27 protein-coding genes are annotated in these 25,380 nt (G+C 69.1%); 10 read left to right on the top strand and 17 right to left on the bottom strand.

Features of this window, described 5'->3' with window-relative positions; translation table 11 throughout:
* The first annotated feature begins 42 nt into the window (after positions 1-42).
* Positions 43-1,230, top strand: a complete 1,188-nt coding sequence (locus FFS72_RS11455) for a dipeptidase (RefSeq protein ID WP_171018637.1) — start codon at positions 43-45, stop codon at positions 1,228-1,230.
* A gap of 33 nt (positions 1,231-1,263) precedes the next feature.
* Here the strand turns inward: FFS72_RS11455 and FFS72_RS11450 are convergent, their stop codons facing one another.
* Positions 1,264-2,532 (bottom strand): deoxyguanosinetriphosphate triphosphohydrolase, encoded by a 1,269-nt coding sequence (locus FFS72_RS11450; protein WP_137874046.1) that lies wholly within the window; start codon positions 2,530-2,532, stop codon positions 1,264-1,266.
* Positions 2,529-3,206 carry a YdcF family protein gene (locus FFS72_RS11445; RefSeq protein ID WP_137874045.1) on the bottom strand — a complete coding sequence of 226 codons (678 nt, stop codon included), beginning with the start codon at positions 3,204-3,206 and terminating at the stop codon, positions 2,529-2,531. The genes FFS72_RS11450 and FFS72_RS11445 overlap by 4 nt, the downstream gene beginning before the upstream one ends.
* Before the next feature lie 93 nt (positions 3,207-3,299).
* Here FFS72_RS11445 and FFS72_RS11440 point away from each other — a divergent pair, with 93 nt between their 5' ends.
* Together FFS72_RS11440 and FFS72_RS11435 are read left to right on the top strand one after the other, a co-directional pair.
* Entirely contained in the window at positions 3,300-5,321 is a 2,022-nt protein-coding gene (locus FFS72_RS11440) for a TPM domain-containing protein (protein ID WP_137874044.1), read from the top strand.
* Positions 5,322-5,324: 3 nt separating this feature from the next.
* Positions 5,325-6,065: an ABC transporter permease gene (locus tag FFS72_RS11435; protein WP_137874043.1), complete on the top strand. Its 741-nt coding sequence runs from the start codon at positions 5,325-5,327 to the stop codon at positions 6,063-6,065.
* Positions 6,066-6,118: 53 nt separating this feature from the next.
* Here the strand turns inward: FFS72_RS11435 and FFS72_RS11430 are convergent, their stop codons facing one another.
* Entirely contained in the window at positions 6,119-7,510 is a 1,392-nt protein-coding gene (locus FFS72_RS11430; RefSeq protein WP_050064907.1) for a glycine--tRNA ligase, read from the bottom strand.
* Positions 7,511-7,714: 204 nt separating this feature from the next.
* Here FFS72_RS11430 and FFS72_RS11425 point away from each other — a divergent pair, with 204 nt between their 5' ends.
* Genes FFS72_RS11425 through FFS72_RS11415 form a run of 3 tightly spaced genes read left to right on the top strand, consistent with a single transcriptional unit; the run spans position 7,715 to position 9,313 of the window.
* Positions 7,715-8,080 carry an ArsR/SmtB family transcription factor gene (locus tag FFS72_RS11425; protein ID WP_502704102.1) on the top strand — a complete coding sequence of 122 codons (366 nt, stop codon included), beginning with the start codon at positions 7,715-7,717 and terminating at the stop codon, positions 8,078-8,080.
* Positions 8,081-8,524, top strand: a complete 444-nt coding sequence (locus FFS72_RS11420; protein ID WP_050064906.1) for a Fur family transcriptional regulator — start codon at positions 8,081-8,083, stop codon at positions 8,522-8,524.
* A gap of 54 nt (positions 8,525-8,578) precedes the next feature.
* Positions 8,579-9,313, top strand: coding sequence for a Clp protease N-terminal domain-containing protein (locus FFS72_RS11415; protein WP_137874042.1), 735 nt, complete (start codon positions 8,579-8,581; stop codon positions 9,311-9,313).
* On the opposite strand, the gene FFS72_RS11410 is transcribed toward FFS72_RS11415, so the two are convergent.
* The 4 genes from FFS72_RS11410 to recO all read right to left on the bottom strand — a co-directional run bounded on the left by FFS72_RS11410 (position 9,310) and on the right by recO (position 12,915).
* On the bottom strand, positions 9,310-10,713 hold the full coding sequence (locus FFS72_RS11410; RefSeq protein WP_137874041.1) for an aldehyde dehydrogenase family protein: 1,404 nt from the start codon (positions 10,711-10,713) through the stop codon (positions 9,310-9,312). The two genes, FFS72_RS11415 and FFS72_RS11410, sit on opposite strands and share 4 nt — an antisense overlap.
* A gap of 216 nt (positions 10,714-10,929) precedes the next feature.
* Entirely contained in the window at positions 10,930-11,331 is a 402-nt protein-coding gene (locus FFS72_RS11405; protein ID WP_137874040.1) for a hypothetical protein, read from the bottom strand.
* Positions 11,328-12,134 carry an isoprenyl transferase gene (locus tag FFS72_RS11400; RefSeq protein WP_050064902.1) on the bottom strand — a complete coding sequence of 269 codons (807 nt, stop codon included), beginning with the start codon at positions 12,132-12,134 and terminating at the stop codon, positions 11,328-11,330. The genes FFS72_RS11405 and FFS72_RS11400 overlap by 4 nt, the downstream gene beginning before the upstream one ends.
* Positions 12,091-12,915, bottom strand: coding sequence for a DNA repair protein RecO (gene recO / locus FFS72_RS11395; protein ID WP_137874039.1), 825 nt, complete (start codon positions 12,913-12,915; stop codon positions 12,091-12,093). The genes FFS72_RS11400 and recO overlap by 44 nt, the downstream gene beginning before the upstream one ends.
* 152 nt (positions 12,916-13,067) lie before the next feature.
* On the opposite strand from recO, the gene FFS72_RS11390 reads away from it, so the two are divergent.
* Together FFS72_RS11390 and FFS72_RS11385 are read left to right on the top strand one after the other, a co-directional pair.
* Entirely contained in the window at positions 13,068-14,543 is a 1,476-nt protein-coding gene (locus tag FFS72_RS11390; RefSeq protein WP_137874038.1) for an amidase, read from the top strand.
* Between the two features lies 1 nt (position 14,544).
* Entirely contained in the window at positions 14,545-15,105 is a 561-nt protein-coding gene (locus FFS72_RS11385; protein WP_137874037.1) for a TetR/AcrR family transcriptional regulator, read from the top strand.
* Between the two features lie 3 nt (positions 15,106-15,108).
* On the opposite strand, the gene FFS72_RS11380 is transcribed toward FFS72_RS11385, so the two are convergent.
* From FFS72_RS11380 to FFS72_RS11355, 6 genes are all read right to left on the bottom strand, one after another.
* Positions 15,109-15,492 carry a hypothetical protein gene (locus FFS72_RS11380; protein WP_137874036.1) on the bottom strand — a complete coding sequence of 128 codons (384 nt, stop codon included), beginning with the start codon at positions 15,490-15,492 and terminating at the stop codon, positions 15,109-15,111.
* A gap of 4 nt (positions 15,493-15,496) precedes the next feature.
* The gene (gene era, locus FFS72_RS11375) at positions 15,497-16,414 is read right to left on the bottom strand and encodes a GTPase Era (protein WP_137874035.1); all 918 of its coding nucleotides are present in this window, start codon (positions 16,412-16,414) and stop codon (positions 15,497-15,499) included.
* Entirely contained in the window at positions 16,411-17,754 is a 1,344-nt protein-coding gene (locus FFS72_RS11370; protein WP_137874034.1) for a hemolysin family protein, read from the bottom strand. Before FFS72_RS11370 ends, era begins: the two co-directional genes overlap by 4 nt.
* A gap of 34 nt (positions 17,755-17,788) precedes the next feature.
* Positions 17,789-18,331 (bottom strand): rRNA maturation RNase YbeY, encoded by a 543-nt coding sequence (gene ybeY, locus FFS72_RS11365; protein WP_050064895.1) that lies wholly within the window; start codon positions 18,329-18,331, stop codon positions 17,789-17,791.
* Between the two features lie 103 nt (positions 18,332-18,434).
* On the bottom strand, positions 18,435-19,484 hold the full coding sequence (locus FFS72_RS11360; protein WP_137874082.1) for a PhoH family protein: 1,050 nt from the start codon (positions 19,482-19,484) through the stop codon (positions 18,435-18,437).
* Positions 19,485-19,632: 148 nt separating this feature from the next.
* The gene (locus FFS72_RS11355) at positions 19,633-20,286 is read right to left on the bottom strand and encodes a TetR/AcrR family transcriptional regulator (RefSeq protein ID WP_249353244.1); all 654 of its coding nucleotides are present in this window, start codon (positions 20,284-20,286) and stop codon (positions 19,633-19,635) included.
* A 167-nt stretch (positions 20,287-20,453) separates the two neighbouring features.
* On the opposite strand from FFS72_RS11355, the gene FFS72_RS11350 reads away from it, so the two are divergent.
* Entirely contained in the window at positions 20,454-22,034 is a 1,581-nt protein-coding gene (locus tag FFS72_RS11350) for an MFS transporter (RefSeq protein WP_050064893.1), read from the top strand.
* 10 nt (positions 22,035-22,044) lie between these two features.
* Here the strand turns inward: FFS72_RS11350 and FFS72_RS11345 are convergent, their stop codons facing one another.
* Positions 22,045-22,413: a SpoIIAA family protein gene (locus tag FFS72_RS11345; protein ID WP_050064892.1), complete on the bottom strand. Its 369-nt coding sequence runs from the start codon at positions 22,411-22,413 to the stop codon at positions 22,045-22,047.
* Between the two features lie 80 nt (positions 22,414-22,493).
* Between FFS72_RS11345 and FFS72_RS11340 the strand changes: the two genes are divergently transcribed.
* Positions 22,494-23,036: an AAA family ATPase gene (locus FFS72_RS11340; RefSeq protein WP_171018635.1), complete on the top strand. Its 543-nt coding sequence runs from the start codon at positions 22,494-22,496 to the stop codon at positions 23,034-23,036.
* Between the two features lie 222 nt (positions 23,037-23,258).
* Here the strand turns inward: FFS72_RS11340 and FFS72_RS11335 are convergent, their stop codons facing one another.
* From FFS72_RS11335 to FFS72_RS11325, 3 genes are all read right to left on the bottom strand, one after another.
* Positions 23,259-23,900, bottom strand: coding sequence for an NAD(P)-dependent oxidoreductase (locus tag FFS72_RS11335; RefSeq protein WP_137874032.1), 642 nt, complete (start codon positions 23,898-23,900; stop codon positions 23,259-23,261).
* 22 nt (positions 23,901-23,922) lie between these two features.
* The gene (locus FFS72_RS11330; protein WP_137874031.1) at positions 23,923-24,135 is read right to left on the bottom strand and encodes a hypothetical protein; all 213 of its coding nucleotides are present in this window, start codon (positions 24,133-24,135) and stop codon (positions 23,923-23,925) included.
* Positions 24,136-24,504: 369 nt separating this feature from the next.
* The gene (locus FFS72_RS11325) at positions 24,505-25,308 is read right to left on the bottom strand and encodes a CPBP family intramembrane glutamic endopeptidase (protein WP_137874030.1); all 804 of its coding nucleotides are present in this window, start codon (positions 25,306-25,308) and stop codon (positions 24,505-24,507) included.
* Between the last annotated feature and the right edge of the window lie 72 nt (positions 25,309-25,380).

Here is a 25,380-nt window from a genome sequence, read left to right as displayed (position 1 = left end):
CGTTCCCGGAACCCCGCAGGGTGGACGCCCTAGGATTCGGCCATGTCGCCCACCTCACGCCGATGGCTGCGCCGCGCCCTCGTCGGTGTCGCCATCCTGGTCCCCGTCGCCGCCGTCGCGTTCTTCGCGCTCGCCCCCGGCATCGTCGAACGCGCCCAGAACCAGGTCGTCGACGCCGACCTGCCCGCGGTGACCCCGCAGACGCAGGCGCTGCACGACAGCCTGCAGATCGCCGACATGCACTCGGACACCCTGATGTGGGACCGCGACCTGCTGGAGCGGTCGTCCCGCGGCCACATGGACCTGCCGCGCCTGCAGGACGGCAACGTCGCGCTGCAGGTGTTCTCGTCGGTCTCGAAGTCGCCGAAGGGCCAGAACTACGACGCGAACACCGCCGACACCGACAACATCACCCTTCTCACGGTCGCGCAGCTGCAGCCGCCGCGCACGTGGGGGTCGCTGCTGCAGCGGTCGCTGTACCACGCGGAGAAGCTGGAGAAGGCGGCCGCGGACTCCGACGGCACGCTGCGGGTCATTCGCACCCGAGGCGACCTCGACACCCTGCTCGCGGACCGCGAGGCCGGGCAGGACGTGACGGGCGCGCTGTTCTCCGTCGAGGGGTTGCAGAACCTCGAGGGCAACATCGAGAACTTCGACGCGCTGTACGACGCGGGCATGCGGATGGCCGGGTTCGCGCACTTCTTCGACAACGAGGCCGTCGGCTCGATGCACGGCGTCGAACAGGGCGGGCTGACCGACCTCGGCAGGGCGGCGTTCGCGGAGATGGAGCGGCGCGGCATCATCGTCGACATCGCGCATTCGAGCCACACGGCGATCGCGGAGATGCTCGCGTTGGCGACGAAGCCCGTCGTCGCCAGCCACGGCGGCGTGCAGGCGACCTGCAACGTCAACCGCAACCTCACCGACGACGAGATCCGCGGCGTCGCGGCGACCGGCGGCGTCGTGGGGATCGGGTACTGGGACGCGGCGGTGTGCGAGCTGACCCCGGCCGCGGTCGTCGACGCGATCGAGCACGTGATCGCCGTCGGCGGCCTGCAGACGGCGGCGCTCGGGTCCGACTACGACGGCGCCACCACAGTCGCGTGGGACACCAGTGAGATCGCGGTGATCACCCAGGAACTGCGCGACCGGGGTCGCAGTGACGACGAGATCCGGGCCATCATGGGCGGCAACACCTTCCGGGTAATGGGTCAGGTACTGCCCGAGTAGGCGACTCCGCGGCACGTGCGGGGCCGAAGGCGCCTACCCCCAGGAGGCCTGAGCGCCGAGGCTCTGCTTGTCGACGCGTTCGAGTCGGCTCTCGGTGTAGGACGCGATCTGGTCGACGATCACCCGGGTCCGCGCGGCGTCGTCCTGCGCGCGTTCCCATGACGGCAGCAGGATCGGGTCGAGGCAGCTCGGGGCCGTGTGCAGCAGCCACTGTGCGACGCGGTGGATCCGGTCGCGCTGACGGTCCTGTTTGGTGCGGTGCCCGGCGTCGGACATCACGTAGCGCAGGGCCACCGTCTTGAGCAGCGCCACCTCCGCGGCGACGACCGGCGGGATCTCCAGATCCGCGGCGTAGCGGGTGAGCGGCCGGTCGCCCGCGACGGACCGGGTGGCGGACACCGCGGCCGTCGCGAACCGGCCCACGAGTTCGCTGGTCAGATTCTTCAGCGCGACGGCCGACGCCAGCGTGCCGTCGTAGCTGCCGACCGCGACGACCACCGGCAGCCGCGACAGCCTGCTCGCCGCCTCGACCAGGTCGTCGACGACCAGACCGCGGAACTCGGCGGCACCCATCTCCGCGAGCGCTGCGCGCTCGCTGGGGTCGGCGAGTGCGCGCAGGTCGATGCGTCCGGCGATGACGCCGTCCTCGACGTCGTGCACGGAGTACGCGACGTCGTCGGCCCAGTCCATGACCTGTGCTTCCAGGCTCTTGCGCCGGTCCGGGGCGCCGTCGCGGACCCAGGCGAGAATGTCGGCGTCGTCGTCGTAGGCGCCGAACTTGGCGCCGGGCGACGGCCGCGTCCACGGGTACTTGATCGCGGCGTCGAGCGCGGCCCGGGTGAGGTTGAGGCCCGCACTGCTGCCGTCGGGTGCGAGCACCTTCGGTTCGAGGCTGGTGAGAATGCGCAGGTTCTGGGCGTTGCCCTCGAATCCGCCACAGTCGACGGCGACCTCGTCGAGCGCCTTCTCACCGTTGTGCCCGTACGGGGGGTGCCCGATGTCGTGGGCGAGGCCGGCGAGGTCGACGAGGTCGGGGTCGCACCCGAGCCCGTCGGCGATGCCGCGGCCGATCTGCGCGACCTCGATCGAATGAGTGAGGCGGGTTCGTGGGGTGTCGCCGTCGCGTGGTCCGACGACCTGGGTCTTGTCGGCGAGGCGACGCAACGCGGCGCTGTGCTGGACCCGGGCCCGGTCGCGGGAGAAGTCGCTGCGCGGGGCGCTCGCTCCGGGCAGGCCGGCGCTCTTCGCCCCCTCGGGGACGCGCCGTTCGAGGTCGTGCTCGGTGTAGGGCGCCACGGTCACTGGCCCGCGTCGTACGGGAAGTCCGCCGAGAAGTGGGTGAGTTGGTACCAGATCAATGCGCCTGTCTCCCTTGCGATTCCGTGGAACTGCGATTCCCGGGTGAAGACGGCGGGGCCCTGCCGGGTCGGTGCCGTCCACGCCTCGAGTCCGGCGTCGCGTGCCATCGTCCGGGTGCGCAGCGAGTGCCAGGGATCGCTGACGAGCACGGCCGACCCCATCCCCAACTCCCCCATCACCCGGTCGACGCCCTCGATGCTGCGCAGGGTGTCGGAGCCTTCCTCGACCGCGACGATCTGCTCTTCCGGGACTCCCCGAGAGATCAGGTAGTTCTTCCCGGAGGCCGCCTCGGTGTACAGGTCGCCGACCTGCTTGCCGCCGACGGTCACCACCGTCGGAGCGACACCCTTCTCGTACAGCTTCACCGCCTGCTCGAGGCGTGCCTCGAACACCGACGACGGGGTACCCGAGTACTGCGCCGCACCGAGGACGACGATCGCGTCGGCGGGACGCGTGTCGTCGATCCGCGCGACCTGCCACACCCGTACCGCGGTACCGCCGACGAGCAGCAGTCCGATCAGGAGCGAACCGACGACGACACGACGCGTCCAGCGAGCAAGGGTGCCCGCGAAGCCGAGCCTGTCGTCGCGCTCCGGGGGCGCTGCTGCGTAACTCACTCCCCAAGTCTGCCAGCCGCGATCGCGGGCACCGGCCAGCGGCGCACCGTCGAGGTCAGCACCAACGCCGCGACACCCGATAGATTCGTCGCCATGCCATTCGGTGTCCCGTCATCCGCACACCCGCTCGTCGTCCACCGCGCCGCCGCCGCGTTCGCCTCGGTGGTCGCGGCGATCATGCTGCTCTGCCTCCCGGCGACCGCCGCCGCGGAGGCGCCGGCCCGACTGCCGCAGCAGATCACCGACACCGCGGGCGTGCTCGACGACGACGGGCGAGGCGAGGTCCAGGCCGCCGTCGACACCCTGTTCGACGAGCATCACGTGCAGCTGTGGGTCGTGTACGTCGACTCGTTCGACGGCATGGACGCCGACACCTGGGCGGCGCGGACCGAACAACTCAGCGGCCTCGGCGCGGAGACGGCGCTGCTGTCGGTCGCCACCGGCGACCGCGCGTACACGTTCACGGTGCCGACGGGAATCACGAACGTCACCGACGCCGACATCGCCGACATCGAACGTGACGCCGTCGTGCCCGCGTTGCGGGACGACGACTGGGCGGGCGCTGCCGTCGCCGCCGCCGGTGGCCTGTCGGACGCGATCGCCCCGAGCGGGTCCGGGTCCGGCGTCACCTATCTGGTGGTCGGCGGCGCCGCGATCGTTCTCGTCGGTGGCGCGGTCGTCTACACGAGGCGCCGCAAGAAGTCCGCGGCAGGCGGGCACGTACCCGCCGACATCGACTGGACGGACCCCGCCGCGGTCGCGATGCTCCCGGTCGCAACGCTCGACGCCCGCGCGAAGGAGGTGCTCGTCGACACCGACAACGCGATCCGCACGAGCGAGGAGGAACTGAACCTGGCGCGCGGCGAGTTCGGGGACGCCGCGACCGCGCCGTTCACAGCCGCGTTCGAAGCGGCGAAGGCGGCGCTCGCGTCGGCGTTCACCATCCGGCAGCGCCTCGACGACGACGTCCCGGAAACCCCGGAGCAGCAGCGCGACATGCTCGTCGAACTCATCGCCACCTGCTCCCGCGCCGACCGTGAACTCGACGCCCGGGTTGCGGAGTTCGACGGGATGCGCGACCTGCTGATCGACGCGCCCGCCCGCCTCGACACCCTCACCCAGCGGGTCATCGAGATGACGGTCCGGGTGCCCGCATCGGATTCTGTTCTGACGCAACTGAAGTCCGAGTTCCCGGCGTCCGCGCTGGCGTCGATCGACGGCAACATCGCGCTGGCCCGCGAGCAGCTGGCGTTCGCGGACGAGAACGTCGCCGCGGGCCGTGCGGCCGTCGCGCTGCCCGCGGGCAAGCAGGGTCCGGCGGTGGTCGCGATCCGCGCCGCCGAGGGCGCGCTGGACCAGGTCCGGGAGCTGCTCGACGGCATCGACCACGCCGCCGACAACATCCGTGCGGCCACCGCGACCCTGCCCGCCGCGATCGAGGACGCCCGCACGGACATCGCTGCGGCCGACGCGCTGACCGCTCACGGGGGTGCGGATCTCGCGGCGGCGCGCACGGCCGCCGCGGAGGCCGTCGCGCGGGCGGAGACGCTTCGCGAGAGCGATCCCCTCGGCGCATTCACCGAGGTCGCGAAGGCGGATGCGGCCCTCGACGAGATGCTGGCGACGGCCACCGAGGCGAAGGCTCAGGCGGAGCGGACCGCGCAGCGTCTGACCCAGGACATCACCGCCGCGCAGGCCCAGATCACCGCGGCAACCGATTTCATCGCTACGCGGCGCGGCGCGGTCGGCGCCGAGGCCCGCACCCGACTCTCGGAGGCGCAGCGGCACCTGGACGCGGCGCGACAGCTCGGCCAGTCCGATCCGGCGCGCGCTCTGCAGCACTCGAAGGCGGCGGGCGAGCTCAGCGGCCGCGCGCTGTATGTCGCGCAGGCGGACGTCCAGCAGTGGGAGGCGAGCAGGCGCCCGCAGCAGTCGTCGGGCGGGAACACCGGTGCCATCCTCGGCGGCATTCTCATCGATTCGATGATCCGAGGCAGCATGGGCGGCGGTGGATACCGGGGCGGTGGCGGACACAGGGGCGGCGGCGGCCGGAGTCCGGGATCGTTCGGCGGCTCGGGCAGTTCGGGCCGGATCAGCCGCAGCGGAAGGTTCTGAGCCGTGAGTGCGGACCTGGCCGACGCCGGGTTCGCGCTCGCCGCACTGTGCGCGGCGATGGCGGTCGCGGCCGCGCTGGTGTATCGGATCTCCGGGTTGGACCGCGCGCTGTCGGTCCCTGCCGCCGCGCTGCGCGGCGCCGCGCAGCTCGCGGTGGTGTCCCTGGTGCTGGCGGCGGCGTTGCGTCACCTGTGGTCGGCTGTTGCCGTCCTGCTGGTGATGTTCGCGGCGGCATCGGTCACCGCGGCGCGGCGATCCAAGGCAGGCAGCTCCGGGTTGTGGCTGACGGTGGCACTGGCGGTCGGGATCACGGCGGTGCTCACCCCGATGCTGGCCAGTGGCGTGGTGCCGCTCGAAGGGGTCGCGCTGATCCCGATCGGCGGCATCGTCCTCGGCAACGCCATGACGTCCACGTCACTGGCCGCCAAACGCGCACTCGACTCCATCGACCAGCGCCGCGGCGAGGTGGAGGCTGCGCTGAGTCTCGGTCTGGACGAACGGGATTCGCGCATGCTCGTCGTCCACGACGTCGCCGCGGACGCGCTGCTGCCCGGCCTCGACCAGACCCGGACCGTCGGCCTGGTCACCCTTCCGGGCGCCTTCGTCGGTGTCCTGCTCGCCAGCGGGTCGGCGGTGCAGGCGGGCGCCGTGCAGATCCTCGTACTCGTCGGGCTCCTCCTGGCCCAGACGTGCAGCGTCGCGGTGACGATGGAACTCGTCGCCCGAGGCCTCGTCAGGCGCTGACGCGCATGTGCACGCTTCTGGTGGCTCGCACCACCAAAAGCGCGCACAAAGTGCTACGCGCCGATCAGACGCTGGGCGAGGTAGCCCTCGACCTTGTCGAGGGAGACCCGCTCCTGCTCCATGGTGTCGCGCTCACGGATCGTGACGGCCTGATCCTCGAGGGTGTCGAAGTCGACGGTGATGCAGAACGGGGTGCCGATCTCGTCCTGACGACGGTAGCGGCGACCGATCGCACCGGCGTCGTCGAACTCGACGTTCCAGTTCTTGCGCAGCTGCGCCGCGAGGTCGCGCGCCTTGGGGCTGAGTGCCTCGTTGCGGCTGAGCGGCAGCACCGCGGCCTTGACGGGGGCGAGCCTGCGGTCGAGGCGCAGCACGGTGCGCTTGTCGACGCCGCCCTTGGCGTTCGGCGCCTCGTCCTCCTGGTACGCGTCGACGAGGAACGCCATCAGCGAGCGGGTCAGGCCTGCTGCCGGCTCGATGACGTACGGCGTGTAGCGCTCACCGGTCGTCTGGTCGAAGTACTTGAGGTCCTGGCCCGACGACTCCTCGTGGACGCGGAGGTCGTAGTCGGTGCGGTTCGCGACGCCCTCGAGCTCGCCCCACTCGCTGCCCTGGAAGCCGAAGCGGTACTCGATGTCGACGGTCCGCTTGGAGTAGTGCGAGAGCTTGTCCTCGGGGTGCTCGAACAGGCGCAGGTTCTCCGGGTCGATGCCGAGGTCCGTGTACCAGGCGAGGCGGGTGTCGATCCAGTACTGGTGCCACTCCTCGTCCTCACCGGGCTTGACGAAGAACTCCATCTCCATCTGTTCGAACTCGCGGGTGCGGAAGATGAAGTTGCCGGGCGTGATCTCGTTGCGGAAGCTCTTGCCGATCTGGCCGATGCCGAACGGCGGCTTCTTGCGCGACGTGGTGAGCACGTTCGCGAAGTTGACGAAGATGCCCTGCGCGGTCTCGGGACGCAGGTAGTGCAGGCCCTCCTCCGACTCGACCGGACCGAGGTAGGTCTTGAGCATCATGTTGAAGTCGCGGGGCTCTGTCCACTGGCCGACGGTGCCGCAATCGGGACAGACGATGAGGTCCATCGCGACGTCGTCCGGGTTGTCGAGGCCCTTCTTCTCCGCGTATGCCTCCTGCAGGTGGTCCTGCCGATGCCGCTTGTGGCAGTTCAGGCACTCGACCAGCGGATCGTTGAAGACGCCGACGTGACCGGACGCGACCCACACCTGGCGGGGCAGGATGACCGAGGAGTCGAGGCCGACGACGTCGTCGCGGCCGGTGACCATCGACCGCCACCATTGCTTCTTGATGTTCTCCTTGAGCTCGACGCCGAGCGGCCCGTAGTCCCAGGCGGACCTGGTGCCGCCGTAGATCTCACCACAGGGGAAGACGAGTCCTCGACGCTTGGCGAGGTTGGCGACGGTTTCGACCTTGGACTTGGGTGCCACTGGAATAGCTCTCCATCTGGGTAATAGATGCCGTGTGGATAGGGATGTACGGATCCAGCCTATCGGGGTCGGACACCGCACCCAATTCGTCGTTTGACATGCATACTCGTGCATATCAAAATGGATATTGTTTGCAATAAGCTGAGTCCCGACACCCCACGCACGGCCTCGACACACCCTGGCATCGACAAGGAGCGCGCACTCGTGAGCATCGCCGACGCGGACGACCTGCGCGACCACACCGCGCCGCACGACGCCGACTCCCCACCCCCGGCCGCGATGCCGGATCGCGACACGCTCACCGCCGCGGGCGACATCCTGCGCGCGCTCGCCGCACCGGTTCGCATCGCCATCGTTCTGCAACTGCGCGCCGCTCCGCGGTGCGTCCACGAACTCGTCGACGCGCTCGAGGTCACCCAACCGCTGATCAGCCAGCATCTGCGCGTGCTGAAGTCGGCGGGTGTGGTCCGGGGCGATCGCTCCGGACGCGAGGTCGTGTACCGACTCGTCGACGATCACCTCGCCCACATCGTGGTCGACGCCGTCGCCCACGCCGAGGAAGGGCACTAAATGGACGCAGGCGCCGAGAAGGGAACCCGAGTGACCGACAAGCCCCGCACCCCCGTCGCCGTTGGCGTGCGCGCCACCAAGCAGCGCAGCGCGATCTCGGCACTGCTCGACGAGATCGACGAGTTCCGATCCGCACAGGAACTGCACGACGTCCTGCGCAGGCGCGGCGAGGGCATCGGCCTGACGACCGTCTACCGAACGCTCCAGACCCTCGCCGACGCGGGCACCGTGGACATGTTGCGCACCGACTCCGGCGAGTCGGTCTACCGCCGCTGCTCCTCCGGGCATCACCACCACCTGGTGTGTCGGTCGTGCGGGTTCACGGTCGAGGTCGACGGACCCGAGGTCGAGAAGTGGTCACACTCGATCGCGGAGGAGAACGGGTTCACCAACGTCAGCCACACGGTCGAGGTCTTCGGAACCTGCCGGAACTGCTCCGCCTGACCCATCGTCAACCAAGGGTTGACGATGGGTCAGGCGTCAACCTAGAGTTGACGCATGCCCGAACCGACGCAACTCACGCCCAAGGTCCGACTCGACGACCTCATCGACGCCATCAAGAAGGTCCACAACGACCCGCTCGACCAACTCTCCGACGCGGTTCTCGCGGCCGACCACCTCGGCGACGTCGCCGACCACCTGATCGGTCACTTCGTCGACCAGGCGCGTCGCACCGGATTGTCGTGGACGGACATCGGCCGCAGCATGGGTGTCAGCAAGCAGGCCGCCCAGAAGCGCTTCACGCCGAAGGACCCCGGAACCGCCACCGACCTCGATCCGAACCAGGGCTTCAACCAGTTCACCCCGCGCGCCCGCAACGTCATCGCCGCCGCACACAACGAGGCGAAGGCCGCCGGCTCCGCGGAGGTGACGCCCGCACACCTGGCCCTCGGACTGCTCTCCGAGCCCGAATCGCTCGCGATCACCCTGCTCACTTCGCAACAGGTGGACGCCGCTGCCATCCGCGAGGCCGTCACCCTGCCCGCTCCTGCCGACGAGACTCCCGAGCTGGTGCCCTACGACGCCGCCGCGCGCAAGGCACTGGAGCTGACATTCCGCCACGCACTCCGCTTGGGCCACAACTACATCGGAACCGAGCACATCCTCCTGGCGCTACTGGAGGTCGAGAACGGCGACGGCCCCCTCACTTCGGCAGGAATCGACCGCGACCGCTTCGAGGCCGACCTCACCAGTGCCCTCGATGCCCTGACCCCGAAGCCGGCGGAGGACTAGAACAGCCTGCGCAGGATCGCGACGGCACGGTCGGTATACGGCGGATAGACGAACCGCGGGTCCGGCTTGAAGGGCTTGACCAGCACGGCCTTCCGGTTGCTGAAGGTCTCGAACCCCCACTTCCCGTTGTACCGGCCCGTTCCGCTGGCACCGACCCCACCGAACGGAAGAACCTGCGCACTGTAGTGATAGACGAGGTGATTCACCACCATTCCGCCGGCGCTGATCTCGGCCACGAACCGGCGCCGCGCATCAGCGGAGCGGGTGAACAGGTACGCGGCCAGCGGCTTCGGCCGGGATGTCACGAACGCGAATGCCGCGTCGAGCGAATCCACAGCGAGGACCGGCAGAATCGGACCGAATATCTCCTCGGTCATCATCGGTTCGTCGACTTCCGGATCCAGCAGCACGGTGGGTTCGACCGTGAGACCCTCACGGTCGAACCCACCGCCGAGCACCACCGTCGCGCGTGTTGTCGCGAGATACCCTGCCAATCGGTCGAATTGGCGCTCATTGATGATCCGAACCCCCGGACTCGATTCCTCCGCCCGGAACCGCCCGACAGCCTCGACGATCCGCGCGACCAGTTCGTCCCGCACCGAACGCTCGACGAGCAGGTAGTCCGGCGCCAGGCACACCTGACCCGAGTTCAGCAACTTCGCCCACGCGATCCGGCGTGCCGTCACCTCGAGGTCGGCGTCGGCGGTGACGATCACCGGCGACTTCCCTCCCAGTTCGAGGGTGACGGGGGTGAGGTGCGGCGCCGCAGCAGCCATCACCTTCCGCCCGATCTCGGTGCCACCGGTGAAGAGGCAGTGATCCATTCCCTGAGCGAGGAGGTCCTGGGTGACCGTCCCGTCACCCTCGACCACGGCGACCGCCTCGGGGTCGAGATACTCGGGAACAATCCGCGCGAGCAGTCGTGACGTGGCGGGCGTCAACTCGGAAGGTTTGAGCACGACACAGTTGCCCGCCGCAACGGCAGCAACCAGCGGCTTCAGGGCCAGTGTCACAGGCGCGTTCCACGCTCCGACGATCAACACCACACCGAGCGGCTCGTACTGCACCCAGCCCAGCGCAGGCTGCTGGTTCACGGGCAGACCGCGCAGGCTGCGCCGCATCCACCGCCGCAACCGCTTCCGGACGTACGAGGCTTCGGCCCCGGCCGGCGCGACATCGATGAACCAATTCTCGAGAGAACTGCGCCCGAGATCCTCGGCCAGCGCCTGCACGATGTCGTCTTCCCGCTCGACGAGAAGCCGTTCGATGCCTTCGAGTTGCGCGATCCGCCATGCCGCGGGTCTGGTGCGTCCGGTTGCGAACACTCTGCGCAGGTCGGCGACGATCGGCGCGACATCTGACCGTGATTCGGTGAGGTCGGTCCCCTGGTCGACTCCCATGACTGCCACCTCGGCTCTGATGGGGATTCGCCCGACGCGGGGCCCACCCGAGCGCCGGGTCTCCGAGTCACGATACGACTGTTCGGTCCGGGCCGACAGGATCGTTCGTCAGGGCAGCAACACCGGTGCTCCGTTGTAGGTGTCGTCGGTGATCGCCGAGGTGACGTCGAGCAGGCGCGCGAACACACCGGCGACCTGTACACGGACCGGGCGCGCCTACCCGAGCAGACCCTGCCTGCTGTCCTCCACACCGGCGAGTACGAGAAGGAGCATCGTGGTCAGCGCCTCGTCCGTGAGCCCGGCAGCGGGGAAGGTGTAGCGGAGGATGACGTCGGCGAGGCGCCCGCGGGTGATCACCGAGACCAACCCGAACTGCAGCGAATCGTTCTTCGCCGCGACCTTGCGATGCAGCGTGGTGCTGACGGGCCGATCCCACGCCAGGACCGCAGTCAGCGACAGCACATCCAACCCGGGAGAGAGATTCACGGCACGCATCGAGCACAGTGCACCCGCGTACTCGAATCCCAATGAACCGTCGGTCGTTTCGGCGATGTCAACGAACAGCGCGAGCGCGCCGTGCACCCGCGCCTGGAGCGCAGCGGCGGTGTCCTCGCTCATTTGACTCCGCCAAAGCGGCGGTCACGCGACGCATACTCGACGCAGGCGGCCCACAGGTCACGGCGGTCGAAGTCGGGAAACAGCTTCTCCTGGAACACCATCTCCGCGTAGGCGGACTGCCAGATGAGGAAGTTCGACGTGCGCAGCTCGCCGGAAGGGCGCAGGAACAGGTCGACGTCGGGCATGTCTGGTTCGTCGAGGTACTTGGCGACGGTCGCCTCGGTGACCTTCTCCGGGTTGATCTCGCCTGCCGCGACCCGGCGTGCGATCTCCCGTGCGGCGTCGGCGATTTCGGCCCGGCCGCCGTAGTTGACGCACATGGTCAGCGTCATGACGTCGTTGTCCTTGGTGAGCTCCTCGGCGATCTCGAGTTCCTTGATCACCGACGCCCACAGGCGCGGCCTGCGTCCCGCCCAGCGCACCCGGACGCCCATCTCGTGCATCTCGTCGCGGCGGCGCCGGATCACGTCCCGGTTGAAGCCCATCAGGAACTTGACCTCTTCGGGGCTGCGCTTCCAGTTCTCGGTGGAGAACGCGTAGGCCGACAACCACTTCACGCCTACCTCGATGCACCCCTCGACGGAGTCCATGAGGACGGCCTCACCACGCTCGTGTCCGGCGGTACGCGGCAGTCCGCGTTCCTGCGCCCACCGGCCGTTGCCGTCCATCACCAGCGCCACGTGCCGGGGAATGAGTTCAGGCTGGATGATCGGCGCCCGCGCCCCGGACGGGTGCGGGTTCGGGGGACGGATCTCCCGGTCAGGCGAGGCTTGCGGTGCGCGTCGTCGGATCACGCCCTTCATCCTGCCCGACGGCCCCCTGCCCGACCTGCTCCGGGGCAGCGGCATGCGGCCGCGCTCGTTCGATCAGAGGCAGTGTCCGCAGCTGCCGTTCCAGGTGCCACTGCAGGTGCGCGGCGACCAGACCGGACGCCTGCGACCGCACCCCTGCGGCAACGGTCTCCGCGAACTCCCAGTCACCACGGTCCAGTGCGGCCATCAGGTCGAGCACGCCGGGCGACGGTGTGGCGGCGCCCGGCGGACGGCAGTGCACGCACACCGCTCCCCCGGCGGCGACGTGGAACGCGCGGTGCGGTCCGGGCGCGGCGCAGCGGGCACACTCGTCGAGGGCCGGCGCCCAACCGGCGAAACCCATCGCCCGCAGCAGGAAGGCGTCGAGGACCAGCTCTGGTGGGCGGACCTGATCGCTGACCGCGCGCAGCGCCCCGACCGTCAGCCTGTGCAGGCGCGGCGCGGGCGCCCGCTCCTCCCCGGACAACCGTTCGGCGGTCTCGAGGATCGCGCAGGCGGTGGTGTAGCGGCCGTAGTCGTCGACGATGTCGGTGGCGAACGCGTCGAGCGTCTGCACCTGGGTGATCACGTCGAGCGAGCGTCCGGGGTAGAGCTGGACGTCGATGTGGGCGAACGGCTCGAGCCGGGCCCCGAACTTCGACTTGGTGCGGCGTACTCCCTTGGCAACGGCACGAACGAGTCCGTACTGCCTGGTGAGGAGGGTGACGATGCGGTCGGCCTCGCCCAGCTTGTGCTGGCGCAGCACCACTGCATGATCCCGGTACAACCTCACCGGTTCAGTGTCCCATGCAGGAACGACACCGCCGCCACCCCCGCGCCGTGAGTCTTCTCGGCCCGCCGGAGGACCGAAAGGACTCCCGGCGAAAACGGCCCGCGTCACACCGACCGCTGCTACCGTTCGTTCGAACGAACAGGGGAGGCGACATGAGCGTTGACACCGGTCAACAGGGGACGGACCGGTCGGGTGCGGCCGCGCACGAGGGGTCCGGCCGCGCCCGACCCACACTCACGTGGCCGACGCTCGCGGAATGCGCGCGGTCACTCGCCGACGGCGACACCACCTCCGTCGCGATGGTCACCCGCAGCCTCGACGCGATCGACGCCGCCCAGCCGACACTGAACGCGTTCAAGGTCGTGCGCCGCGCCGCCGCGCTCGCCGAGGCGGCCGACGCGGATCGTCGTCTCGCCGCGGGTGAACGCCTCCCCCTCCTCGGCGTGCCCATCGCCGTCAAGGACGATGTCGACGTCACGGGTGAACCGACCGCCTTCGGGTGCGCGGGCGACTTCCCCACGAAGACCGCCGACTCCGAAGCCGTACGTCGACTCCGTGCGGCGGGCGCCGTGATCGTCGGCAAGACGCACAGCCCCGAACTCGGACAGTGGCCCTTCACCGGCGGCACCTTCGGGCACACCCGCAACCCGTGGGCGCGGGACCGCACCCCCGGCGGCTCCTCGGGCGGCAGCGCCGCTGCGGTCGCGGCCGGACTCGTGCCTGCCGCGCTCGGGTCCGATGGCGCCGGATCGGTTCGTATCCCGGCGTCGTGGACCAACCTCGTCGGCATCAAACCGCAGCGCGGACGGATCTCCACCTGGCCAGACCCCGAGGCGTTCAACGGCGTCACCGTCTTCGGCCCCCTGGCCCGCACCGTCGAGGACGCCGCGCTCCTGCTCGACCTCGTCGCCGGACCCCACGAAGGCGACCTGCACACCCCCCGTCCGCTCACCGTCCGCGACGCCGTGGACCGCGAGCCCGGACGACTGCGGATCGCGCTCTCGTTGAAACTGCCGTTCACGGCGACCCCGACGGCGCTGCATCCGGAGATTCGCGATGCCGTCGGCGGTATCGCCCACACACTGCGCCGACTCGGTCACGAGGTGGTCGTCGCCGATCCTGCGTACGGAATCCTGTTGGGCGCCAATTTCCTTCCGCGCTCGATGGCCGGATTGGAGGAGTGGCGGCAGCGAGTGCCGGATCCCACGCAACTCGACCCCCGCACCCTCGCCAACGCCCGCACGGGACGACTGCTCGGCGGACTGCCCCTGCGCGTCGCCCGGGCCGCCGAACCGCGGATCCGGCGCCGGATCGGGGCGATCTTCAACGAATTCGACGTCATCCTCGCGCCGACGACCGCGACGCCGCCGCCGAGGGTCGACGCGATCGACCGGACCGGCCACTACGAGACCGACAAGGTCATCACCGCGGCATGCCCGTACGCCTGGCCCTGGAACGTGCTCGGGTGGCCAAGTGTCGGCGTGCCCGCCGGGTTCACCGACGACGGGCTGCCGCGCGGCGTCCAGTTGATGGGCCACGAGTCGAGCGAACCCCTCCTCGTCTCCCTGGCAGCGCAGTTGGAGCGCGAGCTACGGTGGGACACCGCAACTCCCGAGCGGTGGTGGTGACGTGAACGAGCCCACCGTCGCCACGCCCGCACGGGAACGCATCCTGCAGGCGGTCCTGCACGTCATCGGAAGCGACGGGGTGGCGGCGGTGACGAATCGTCGCATCGCCGCGCAAGCCGAGGTGTCCCTCGGCTCGATCACGTATCACTTCCCCACCCGCAACGACATGCTCCGCGACGCGCTTCTCGGGTTCGTCACGGACGAGACCACCCGGCTGACCGAGCTCGCCGAGAGCTACCGCGACCACGGGCTGAGCATCGTCGACGCCGCGTCGCTCACGCAGCAGGTGGTCCGCGACCTCGGGTGGACGGCCGAGCGCCTCGCTCCGTTCGAGTTGTTCATCCAGGCCGGCCGCGACCCGTCGCTCCAGGACGCGGCGAACAAGTGCTTCGCCGCGTACGACACCTTGACGGTGACGATCCTCGAGGCGCTCGGCGTCCCTGGCGCCCGCGACGTCGCCTCGACGCTCGTCGCCACGATCGCGGGCCTGCAGCTGCGTCGCGTCGCAACGGGTGTCCCGCAGGACGTCTCGGCCGCGATACTGCGGCTGCTCAGCGCCTGACCGTCAGCAGTCACCGCGCACGGCGTCGTGGTACCCGCGCTCGACTTCGCTGCGTTCTTCGTCGCTCGCCAGCGCCCACGCAGCGGTCGACCGGCGCAGGTCGAGCATCCACGTCGCCTCGTATTCGCGCCCGCGGTCCGGGAGTCCGCTCCGCGCCAGGCCCGCCTCGAGGACGTCGAGATACCGCGCCATGCCGGTACAGATCTCGGATGCCGGGCGGAAGGTGCGGGACCAGTCGAGGGGCGCGTCATCGATGCTCGACATCATGTGAAGGTCGCTCGGGGGCGGGACGCGGCGCAGCGCGGTGTCGGACGCGCAGCCTGCCGCACCCAGCACCGCAGCCACGGTCACCGCGAGCGCGGCACCGGGATGACGACGCGAGACCATCGCGTCAGAACCCCAGCCGCCCCAGCTGCTTCGGATCCCGCTGCCAGTCCTTGGCGACCTTGACGTGCAGCTCCAGGAAGATTCGAGTGCCGAGCAGCTTCTCGATCTGCAGGCGCGCCTTGGTGCCGACCTCGCGGAGTCGGGCACCACCCTTGCCGATCACGATGCCCTTCTGGCTGGGCCGCTCGACGTAGAGCAGGGCGTGCACGTCGAGCAGTTCGCCCTGCTTCTCGGTGCGACCCTCACGTTCGACGATCTCCTCGATGACGACGGCCAGCGAGTGCGGCAGCTCGTCGCCGAGCCCCTCGAGTGCGGCCTCGCGGATCAGCTCGGCCATGAGGGTTTCCTCGGGCTCGTCGGTGAGCTCGCCGTCCGGGTAGAATGCGGGCCCCTCCTCCATGTGCGAGGCGAGGACGTCGACGAGGACCTCGACCTGCTCTCCCGACGACGCCGACACCGGGACCACGTCGGTCTCCGGGCCGAGGAGCTTCGAGACGGCGAGGAGTTGGGCGGCGAGCTGCTGCTTGCCGACCTTGTCGATCTTGGTGACGATGCCGATCAGCTTCGTGCGCGGCGCGACCTGCCGTACCTGCTCGAGGATCCAGCGGTCGCCGGGTCCGACCTTCTCGTCCGCGGGAATGCACAGGCAGATCGCGTCGACCTCGGAGTACGTGTCACGCACCAGGTCGTTGAGGCGCTGACCGAGAAGGGTGCGCGGCCGGTGCAGGCCGGGGGTGTCGACGAGGATCAGCTGCGTGTGTTCGCGGTGGACGATGCCGCGGATCGTGTGCCGCGTCGTCTGCGGCCGCGACGACGTGATGGCGATCTTGCTGCCGACGAGCGCGTTGGTCAGCGTCGACTTGCCGGTGTTCGGCCGGCCGACGAAACAGACGAAGCCGGAACGAAATTCGGTGGTGGTCATGCGGACTCCTGGGTCTCGTTCTCGTCGGTCTGTGGTGCGCGCCAGGCGAGCACCGTGGTGATGCGGACACGTCCGCGCATGTCGCTGCCGCCCTCGGCGCGCAGCACGATGCCGTCGGTCACGGCGTCGCGGCCGGAGGCGGAGGCGTCGCGGACGGCGACCACCACCTCGGACCCGGGCAGTGGGACGCGGCCGAGTTCGTAGCCGACGAGTCCGCCGACGGTGTCGACCTCGTCGCTGTCGATCTCGATGTCGAACAGTTCGGCGAGGTCCTCGAGCGGCAGCCGCGCGGAGAGCCGGTAGCGCCCGTCCTCGAGGTCCTCGACGGGCGGGATCTCGTCGGTGTCGTATTCGTCGGCGATCTCGCCGACGATCTCCTCGATCACGTCCTCGATGGTGACGAGCCCGGCGATGCCGCCGTATTCGTCGACGAGCAGCGCCATGTGGTTCCGGTCGCGCTGCATCTCCGCGAGCAGACTGTCGAGGGGCTTGGAGTCGGGCACGAACACAGCGGGACGCATGACCTCGGCGACGGAGACACCGTGGCCGCCGTCCGTCGCGTGGTACGTCTTCTCCACCAGGTCCTTGAGGTAGACGACGCCGAGAACGTCGTCGACGTTCTCCCCGATCACCGGGATGCGGGAGTGCCCGCTGCGCACCGCGAGCGACGTGGCCTGGCCTGCGGACTTGTCGGCCTCGATCCACACCATCTCCGGCCGCGGGACCATCACCTCACGCGCGGGGGTGTCGCCGAGTTCGAAGACGGACTGGATCATTCGCCGCTCCTCGTCCGCGACGACGCCACGTTCCTGCGCGAGGTCGACCAGTTCCCGAAGCTCGATCTCGGACGCGAACGGACCGTTCCGGAAACCCTTGCCGGGCGTCAGCGCATTGCCGATCAGGATCAGCAGGCGGCTGATCGGGCTGAGCAGGACACCGAGCGCCTGGACGGGCAGCGCCCCGGCGAGGGCGATCGAGTAGGCGTGCTGCCTGCCGATGGTGCGCGGTCCGACGCCGATGGCGACGTAGTTGACCAGCACCATCACGACGGCGGTGATCCCGAGCGCCCAGCCGGTCGAGAGCATCGTCAGCAGCCCAGCGGCGAGGAGCACAGTCGCGCTGATCTCCGACGCGATGCGAAGCAGGACCGTCAGATTCACGTACCGCGGCCGGTCCTCGACGATGGCGAGCAACCGCTGCGCACCGGGACGTTCGTCCTTCGCCATCTCCTCGACACGAGCGGGCGAGACCGTGTTCAGCGCCGAGTCGAGTGCGGCGAACACGCCACCGAGCAACGCGAGCAGGACAGCGGACGGGATGAGCAGGACGGCACCGCTCACTGGCGACCGCTCACCGCTCGGGCCGGGGCGGGGTTCACGGCTCGGGCCGGTCGACGAACCCGGTCTTGCCGAGCAGCCTGCTGTCGCGGGCGGCAAGCTCGGCGTCGCGTTCCTGACGCGCCACGTCGTCGTACCACTCGGCGAGGAGGCTGTTCTGGAGGGCGAACATCTCCTTCTCCTCCTCGGGCTCCGCGTGGTCGTAGCCGAGCAGGTGCAGGACGCCGTGGACGGTCAGCAACGCGAGCTCGTGGGCCGTGGAATGGCCCGCCTTCGCGGCCTGGTCGGCGGCGAACGCCGGGCAGAGCACGATGTCGCCGAGCATCGCCGGGCCGGGTTCGGGTGCGTCGGGCCTGCCGCCCGGTTCCAGCTCGTCCATCGGGAACGACATCACGTCGGTGGGTCCGGGGAGGTCCATCCACCGCATGTGGAGGTCCGCCATGGTGTCCAGGTCGACGAGCACCATCGACAGCTCGGCCGCCGGGTGCACGTCCATCTGGGAGATCGCGAACCGGGCGACGCTGACGAGCTCCGCCTCGGAGACGTCCATCCCGGACTCGTTGGAAACCTCGATGCTCATCTGTGCCGTTCTCCTCGGGGCCGTTCTGCGCGGGTCGCGTCCGCTGGGTGACCGGCGACTGCGCGGGGATTCAACTGTAGTGCGGGGCGGTGCCGAATCCCGGTCACCGACGCCCCGGGCGACCGCCCGCAGCGCGGCGCTGCGCCCGGTTGCCCAGTGCCACGTCCTCGACCCGCTCGGTCTCGAACCGGTCGTAGGCGTCGACGATGTCGGAGACGAGCCGGTGCCGGACGACGTCGGCGCTGGTCAGTTCCGCGAAGTGGATGTCGTCGATGTCGGTGAGGATCTCGGCCGCGGCGCGCAACCCGGAGCGCTGCCCGCCGGGCAGGTCCACCTGGGTGACGTCGCCGGTGACGACGATCTTCGACCCGAACCCGAGGCGGGTGAGGAACATCTTCATCTGCTCGGCCGTGGTGTTCTGCGCCTCGTCCAGGATGATGAACGCATCGTTCAACGTCCGGCCACGCATGTACGCCAGGGGCGCGACCTCGATGACGCCCGCCTGCATGAGCTTCGGAATCGCCTCGGGATCCATCATGTCGTGCAGCGCGTCGTGCAACGGCCGAAGGTACGGGTCGATCTTCTCGTGCAGGGTGCCCGGCAGGAAGCCGAGCCGCTCGCCCGCCTCGACGGCCGGTCGCGTGAGGATGATCCGGCTGACATTCTTCGACTGCAACGCCTGCACGGCCTTCGCCATCGCCAGATACGTCTTGCCGGTACCTGCGGGACCGATGCCGAACACGATGGTGTTGGCGTCGATCGCGTCGACATACCGCTTCTGGTTCACGGTCTTCGGGCGAATCGTCTTGCCGCGCCTGGACAGGATGTCGAGGCTGAGCACCTCGGCGGGCGATTCGCCTGCACCGTCGGTCATCATCGAGATGCTGCGGCGCACCGCGTCGGGTGTGAGCGCCTGACTCTTGCCGACCAACGCGACGAGTTCACTCACGACTCGCTCCGCGAGTGCGACGTCAGAGGCGACGCCGGTGAAGGTGACGGTGTTGCCACGCACGTGGATGTCGGCGTCGAGGGCACGTTCGAGTGCCTTGAGGTTCTCGTCGGTGGAGCCGAGCAGAGGCAACATCGCTTCGGGCGAGATCTCCATGCTCGATCGGACGGAGCGCTGCGCGGGGCGCTGCTGCGCGTCGACCATCCGCGCCGAGGAACCGGACCGGGAGACGGGGGACGACGTCCCACCCATGTTGTCTGCACTCACGTGGTAGCTATGGCCTGCTTTCCTGATCCGACGACGGTGACGTAATGCAGTCTATCTCGCACGACGACGGCTTCCCACCGAGTAATCAGCGCTGCCCGGCCGGCGCCTCGGCCCTCGTCCGCAGCACGTCCCGCGCCTCGGCGACCACCTCGGAGGCCCGGTCGGGCGGAACCCCGAGCAGGACGAGCGATGCGAGCGCGAACGAGTCGCCGTCGTCGGCGATCGCTCCGTTGTTCGCCTCCTCGAACAGCGCGAGGGTGATCGCCTCGGTCATCGCGACGAGCACCGGCGCGGGCAGGTAGGTGGAGAACACGCCGTCGGCCTGCCCGCGTTCGACGAGGGCGACGCTGGGTGCACGAGCCGGCTCGATGAGATCGCGGATGCGCTTCTCCCCCAGTTCTGCACGCGCGAAGGTGAGCAGCACCCGGAACCGGTCACCGATGGGCCAGCTCAGCAGGGCGAGCATCGCGGTCGAGACGTCGGGACGGTCGGGCAGGGTCGGCAGCGCTTCGAGCACCGAGAGCAGCGCGGACGACGCCTCGTCGACGAGGCCCTCGATCAGCGCGTCCCGGCTGGGGAAGTGCCCGTAGACGGTGCGCCGGACCACTCCTGCGGCACGCGCGACGTCGTCCATGCTCGCGTCGGGATTGCCTGCGAACTCGGTGATCGCGGCCTCGATGATCCGGGACCGGTTCGCGCGCGCCTGGCTGCGCCGCGGCCTGACCGGTTCGTTGTCCACGCCTGCACCGCCTTCCACCTCCGCAGTGTTCCACGCGTGCCGAACCGAACCGACCTTCCACGCGCCCGTGATTCGCAACACAGCCATATTGCACACTCGTGTGCAAGGAAAGTAACTTGCACATCAGTGTGCAATCAGCGTCGAGAACCCGAGGAACGGAGCCCGACATGACCCTTCTCTCCACCAGACCGGTCACCGACGACCGGTCGCCGTACCGCCTGCGGTGGGCGGCGCTCGGCGTGCTGTGCCTGGCCCTGCTTATCGTCGTCATGGCCAACACGGCGCTGATCGTCGCGGCACCCGACATGACCCGGGATCTCGCGCTCACCAGTTCGCAGTTGCAGTGGGTGATCGACGGCTACACCGTCCCCTACGCCGCATTGATGTTGCTGTTCGGCGTCGTCGGCGACCGCTACAGCCGCCGCGGCGCGCTCCTCGCAGGCCTGTTCGTGTTCGGAGCGGGCGCGGTGTTCGGCAGCCTCGCGGACACCACGACCGCTGTCGTGGCCGCCCGGATGGTCATGGGCGTCGGCGCGGCGGTCATCATGCCCGCGACCCTGTCGCTCCTGGTCGCGACATTCCCGCGCGCCGAGCGTTCCCGCGCGATCGCGGCGTGGGCGGCCACCGCTGGTCTCGCGATCGCGTTCGGGCCTCTGCTCGCCGGCTGGATCCTCGAATCCCATTCGTGGAACGCCACTTTCCTCATCAACGTCCCGATCGCCGCCGCCGCGGCCGTCGGCGCCCTGATCCTGGTACCCCCGTCGCGGGCCGCCGAGTCCCGCCGCATCGACTGGATCGGCGGCCTGCTGTCCGTGGTCGCGATCGGCGCCCTGGTCTACTCGATCATCAACGGCTTCCACTTCGGGTGGAGCACGGGTCCGATCGCCGCGGCTGCCCTCGCGACCGTCGCCACCGCGGCGTTCGTCGTGTGGGAACTGCGGCACCCGCATCCCCTGCTCGACATCCGGCGTCTCTCCGACCGGACCATCGGTGGCGCGGCGGTGGCGGTGCTGCTGCTGTTCCTCGCCGCGTTCGCCGCGATCTACTTCATCGCCCAGCAGTTCCAGTTCGTCCTCGGCTACGGCCCGCTCGAAACCGGTGTCCGACTGCTACCACTGGCCGGCGCCGTCTCCCTCGGTGCCCTGACCAGTGGACGGATCGCGCCCCGTCTCGGCGTGCGCGGCACCGTGGTCGCCGGCATGCTCCTCGCCGCGACAGGCATCCTCCTGATGACGGCGGCCGATTCCGACTCCGGATACCCGATCTTCGCCGCCGCGCTCGCACTGCTGGGTCTGGGTATCGGTCTCGCCGAACCGCCCGCCACCGACGCGATCATGGACAGGTTCCCCGAGGACGACCTCGGCGCCGCGGGCGGACTGAACGACACCGCCATCGAGCTCGGTGGCTCCCTCGGCATCGCCATCCTCGGATCGGTCCTCGCCTCGCGATACCAGGAGTCGATCGCCGGATTCCTCGACGCCGCACCGCTACCGAAGCTGACCGGCGACATGGCGGCGCAGGCGGATTACGCGATGGAGGTCTCCCGCGAATCCGTCGGCGGCGCAACCCTCGTCGCGCAGGAGATGGCTACGAATCCGTTCGCGTCGTCGTACGCGGAGCCCCTGCGCGAGGCAGCGGGCAGCGCGTTCGCCGACGCCATCGGGCAGGCCAGCCTCGTCGGCGGACTGGCACTGGTGGTCGGGGCGTTCGTGGTCGCGGTGATCCTCCCCGGCCGGGCCCGGACCTGACGGGCGCAGGTCAGCCGCCCGCGGCCCACTCGATCGCATCGGCCTCGCGGGCGGTCGAGAACACCCGCAGTTCACCGGGGAACAGGAACGCGAAAAGGTGCACGGCTTCACCGAGCCCGGTGTGATCGGTGACCAGGGCAAGGCGCCCCCAGATGTTGCGCGGGACACCGATCAGCTGGGTGTCCTGCCACATCGCCCCGAGTGAGTACCGGTCGAATCCGTCGCCGAGGACGTAGACGAGGTTGACACGATCGTGCGTGGAGACGGCCTCCTCGATCGCGGGGTCGAGCACGGTGCGGTAGTCCTCGGAGGTCACCACCCCGAGACCGCGGTAGCCGAGGGTGCCTGCCGGGAGTCCGTCGATCTTCTCGATGGTCATGGCCCGACTCTCGTACACATCCGGCGAGCGTGCCCGGAGGCACGCCGACGACCGCTGCGCGAGCTGACACACTGGCCGACATGTTCGCACTGCTGCTGACAGGACCACCCGGGGCGGGAAAGACCTCGGTCCTCACCGAACTGCACGACGGCCTCGGCGACGCCGGCATCGCCAACGCACTGATCGAACTCGACGAACTCGAGCGCTGCTACCCGCCGCTCGACACCCGGCGCGTGCTCCGGCACGCGGCAATGCTGGCCGGCTCCTACCGCGAGGCGGGCCACACTCTCCTGCTCGTCACCGCGACGGTCGAGGACGACGCCTACGGCCGGGCGGTGTCGGCGGCGCTCGGCGCCGACCACCACCTGACCGTGCGCCTGGACGCCGAACCCGAGACCGTGCGACGCCGAGTGCTCGACCGGGAGCCCGAAACCTGTTCGGGACGAGCGGAACTGGCCGACGCCGCGTTCCGACTCGCCACCACCATGCGCGGACTCCCGGGCGTGGACCTGGTACTGAGCACCGAGGGCACGGACCCGGCGAACGTCGCGGCGCGCCTCGAAGCCGCACTGCGTGAGCATCCGGCGGCGCCGCTGATCGGGTTCGACCAGATCGCCGGCTGACGTCCCGTGATTGCACCACCGGGAAGTGCGGGATCGAAGGCGCCGACCTGACTCTCGCTTTCCTTCGCAGTAGGCGCGACGAGGCAGATCGTCTGCCCGATCGGACCACCGCACTCGGCCCGCCGATGCTCCGCGAGGCGGACTACTGACTTCCGTGCACGAGATGAGCTCTCCCCGAGAGCGTTTCCCAGATGTGATCGAATCTGTGCCCGACCGCAGCGGTCAATGGCTGATGGCAGGAGCTGCATTGATGTAGGTGTCGTCGTCGACCTGCACTGCGGTGAAGGCGGCGATGTCAGCGCGGCTGACGGCGAATCCGATCCGGTCGGTTCCGTAGAAGCCGACGCGCAGCTTCCCGGTCTTGGGGGTGTTCATCGGGGCGGTGAAGCGAATGATGGTCCAGTTCGCGCCGCTGTTCATGATCAACTCGCTCATGCCGAGTAGTTCCTTGTAGGCGCGTGGCAGGCCGTGGCGTCCCATGAACCCGATGAGCCGGGTTTGCCAGGTGGGCTTTTCGCGGGGGTCAAGGATGCTGGGGGTGCCGTGGCCGATGTAGCGGGCCACGCCGTGGCGCTTCATCGCGTCGAGGATGTGCCGGGTGCCCTCGACAAGCGGCAGGCCCGTTGCTTTGCGGTCCATGCTCGGACCGAGGGCGCTGACGACAACGTCGGCGCCTGCGATGGCGTTGTCGATGGCTGCAGCGTCGGACATCTCCCCGATCACCACGCGAACCTTCTCGCCCCATCTGGTGGGGACCTTCGCTCGGTTGCGGGCGTAGGCGGTGACGGTGTAACCGCGGTCGAGGAGTTCGTCGACGGTCAGGGAGCCGATGGCGCCGGTGGCGCCGAAGACGGTGACGTTCATGAGCTTCTTCCTGGGTGGTGTGCTATTGGGTGAGGACGTGGCGGACGGCGGGTGCGACGATGTCGCCGAATCGGCTGATGGAGTCCCGCACCATCTGCCGGGGCATGCCACCGAAGTCGATTTGGCCGAGGAACCGGTCGACGCCGAGTTCGGTGTGCAGGTCGAGGATCTTCTCGGCTACCTGCGCCGGTCCACCCACCATGAGGGCGCCGCGTCGCGCCGCGAGTGCCTCCATCGTCCCGCGGTCGACGTGGAATCCTCAGCCACCGCTGGTGTTCGGGGACAGGTAGCGCTGGTAGTAGGGAAAGATTCCGTCGAGTGCCTGGACGTGGTTTGTCCGACGTACGTGTGGCTGGTGACGCCGACAGCCAGTGCAGTCTCGGGGTGGCCGGCGTCGGATCCGGCGGAACGGACGGATTCGCCGGACGCTAACCCGACCAAGGATTTTCGTACTGCCACCCCGGAGTAGTCAGTTGCCATTCGCCAGAGTGCCTGCGCTCCGCCCTGTGCGCGGCACAGCAGCTAGTCCACGCAACGGATCGTGGCTCAGGAACGCAACGAGAGCCGGGGTACGCCCACGGGCCCTCAATGGCGCGGTTGGCGATCAGAGGGCAATCAAGGCCGCGCCGCCGATGATGGATGGGGTGAACATCACCCAGTCATTGATGATGTGGGCGCCGGTGGAGACCCACAGGTTCTTCGTGCGGATATAAGCCAGCGTCAGGACGATGCGGGCGCCGCCGATGACGATCAATGCCTGCGCGAAGTTCCAGTCGTAGGTCGGAAGGTGCGCCGCCCCGAACCAGACCGCGCTGATCAGCCAGGCGAGGATGATCGCGGTCTTGCGGGACAGTCTTGCCTTGGCGTAGAGGAAGTACAGCAGCGCAAGGAAGGGCAGCATCGTGAAGATTTCTTCGCCGAGCAGTTGGATGGCGGTGCCGACGTAGAACGCGGTGATGTCGAGCGCACCCTGGATACCGTCTGTCGCCTCGTTCACCGATGCGCCGAACAGCGCCTTGACGATCAGACCCAGGATCAGCGACACGGCGATGTTGAGGGCGGCGAACCCGAACATGAGAAGCACGTCCCGGCCGGTGACCCGGCGAAACAGCGAAGTCCAGTGTTCCCTGGTGACCAGGGCGAGGACGGTCAGGGGGATCGCCACGAACAGGATTCGCGGAATCAGGTCGACGACGTCGTTCTGCGCAGGGATCAGAACGAGAGCCGCGAAGCCGACCGCGACTGAGGCCCACAGGGTGATCCATTGGCCGACCGACAGTGTTGTCGGCTTGCCGTTGTAGAAGGGGAAGTCGGCGTTGTCGTCGCGTTCGATCAGGTGACCGAAGCGTTCGGTCGACGCCGTGGACTCGCGCCGAGGGTGTTCTCGGGTTTCGTGTATGTCGCTCATGTCGACCTCCTCGGGCTTGGTCCCGTGGCGTGCTGCAGGTTTGGTAAATCCTTGCATGAACCCGGGCCCTCC

It is taken from the genome of Rhodococcus sp. Q (genome assembly GCF_005503035.1).
Taxonomy (GTDB): domain Bacteria; phylum Actinomycetota; class Actinomycetes; order Mycobacteriales; family Mycobacteriaceae; genus Rhodococcus_G.
Note: the sequence above shows the minus strand (reverse complement) of the source record. Positions and strands in the feature narration are given on the sequence as shown.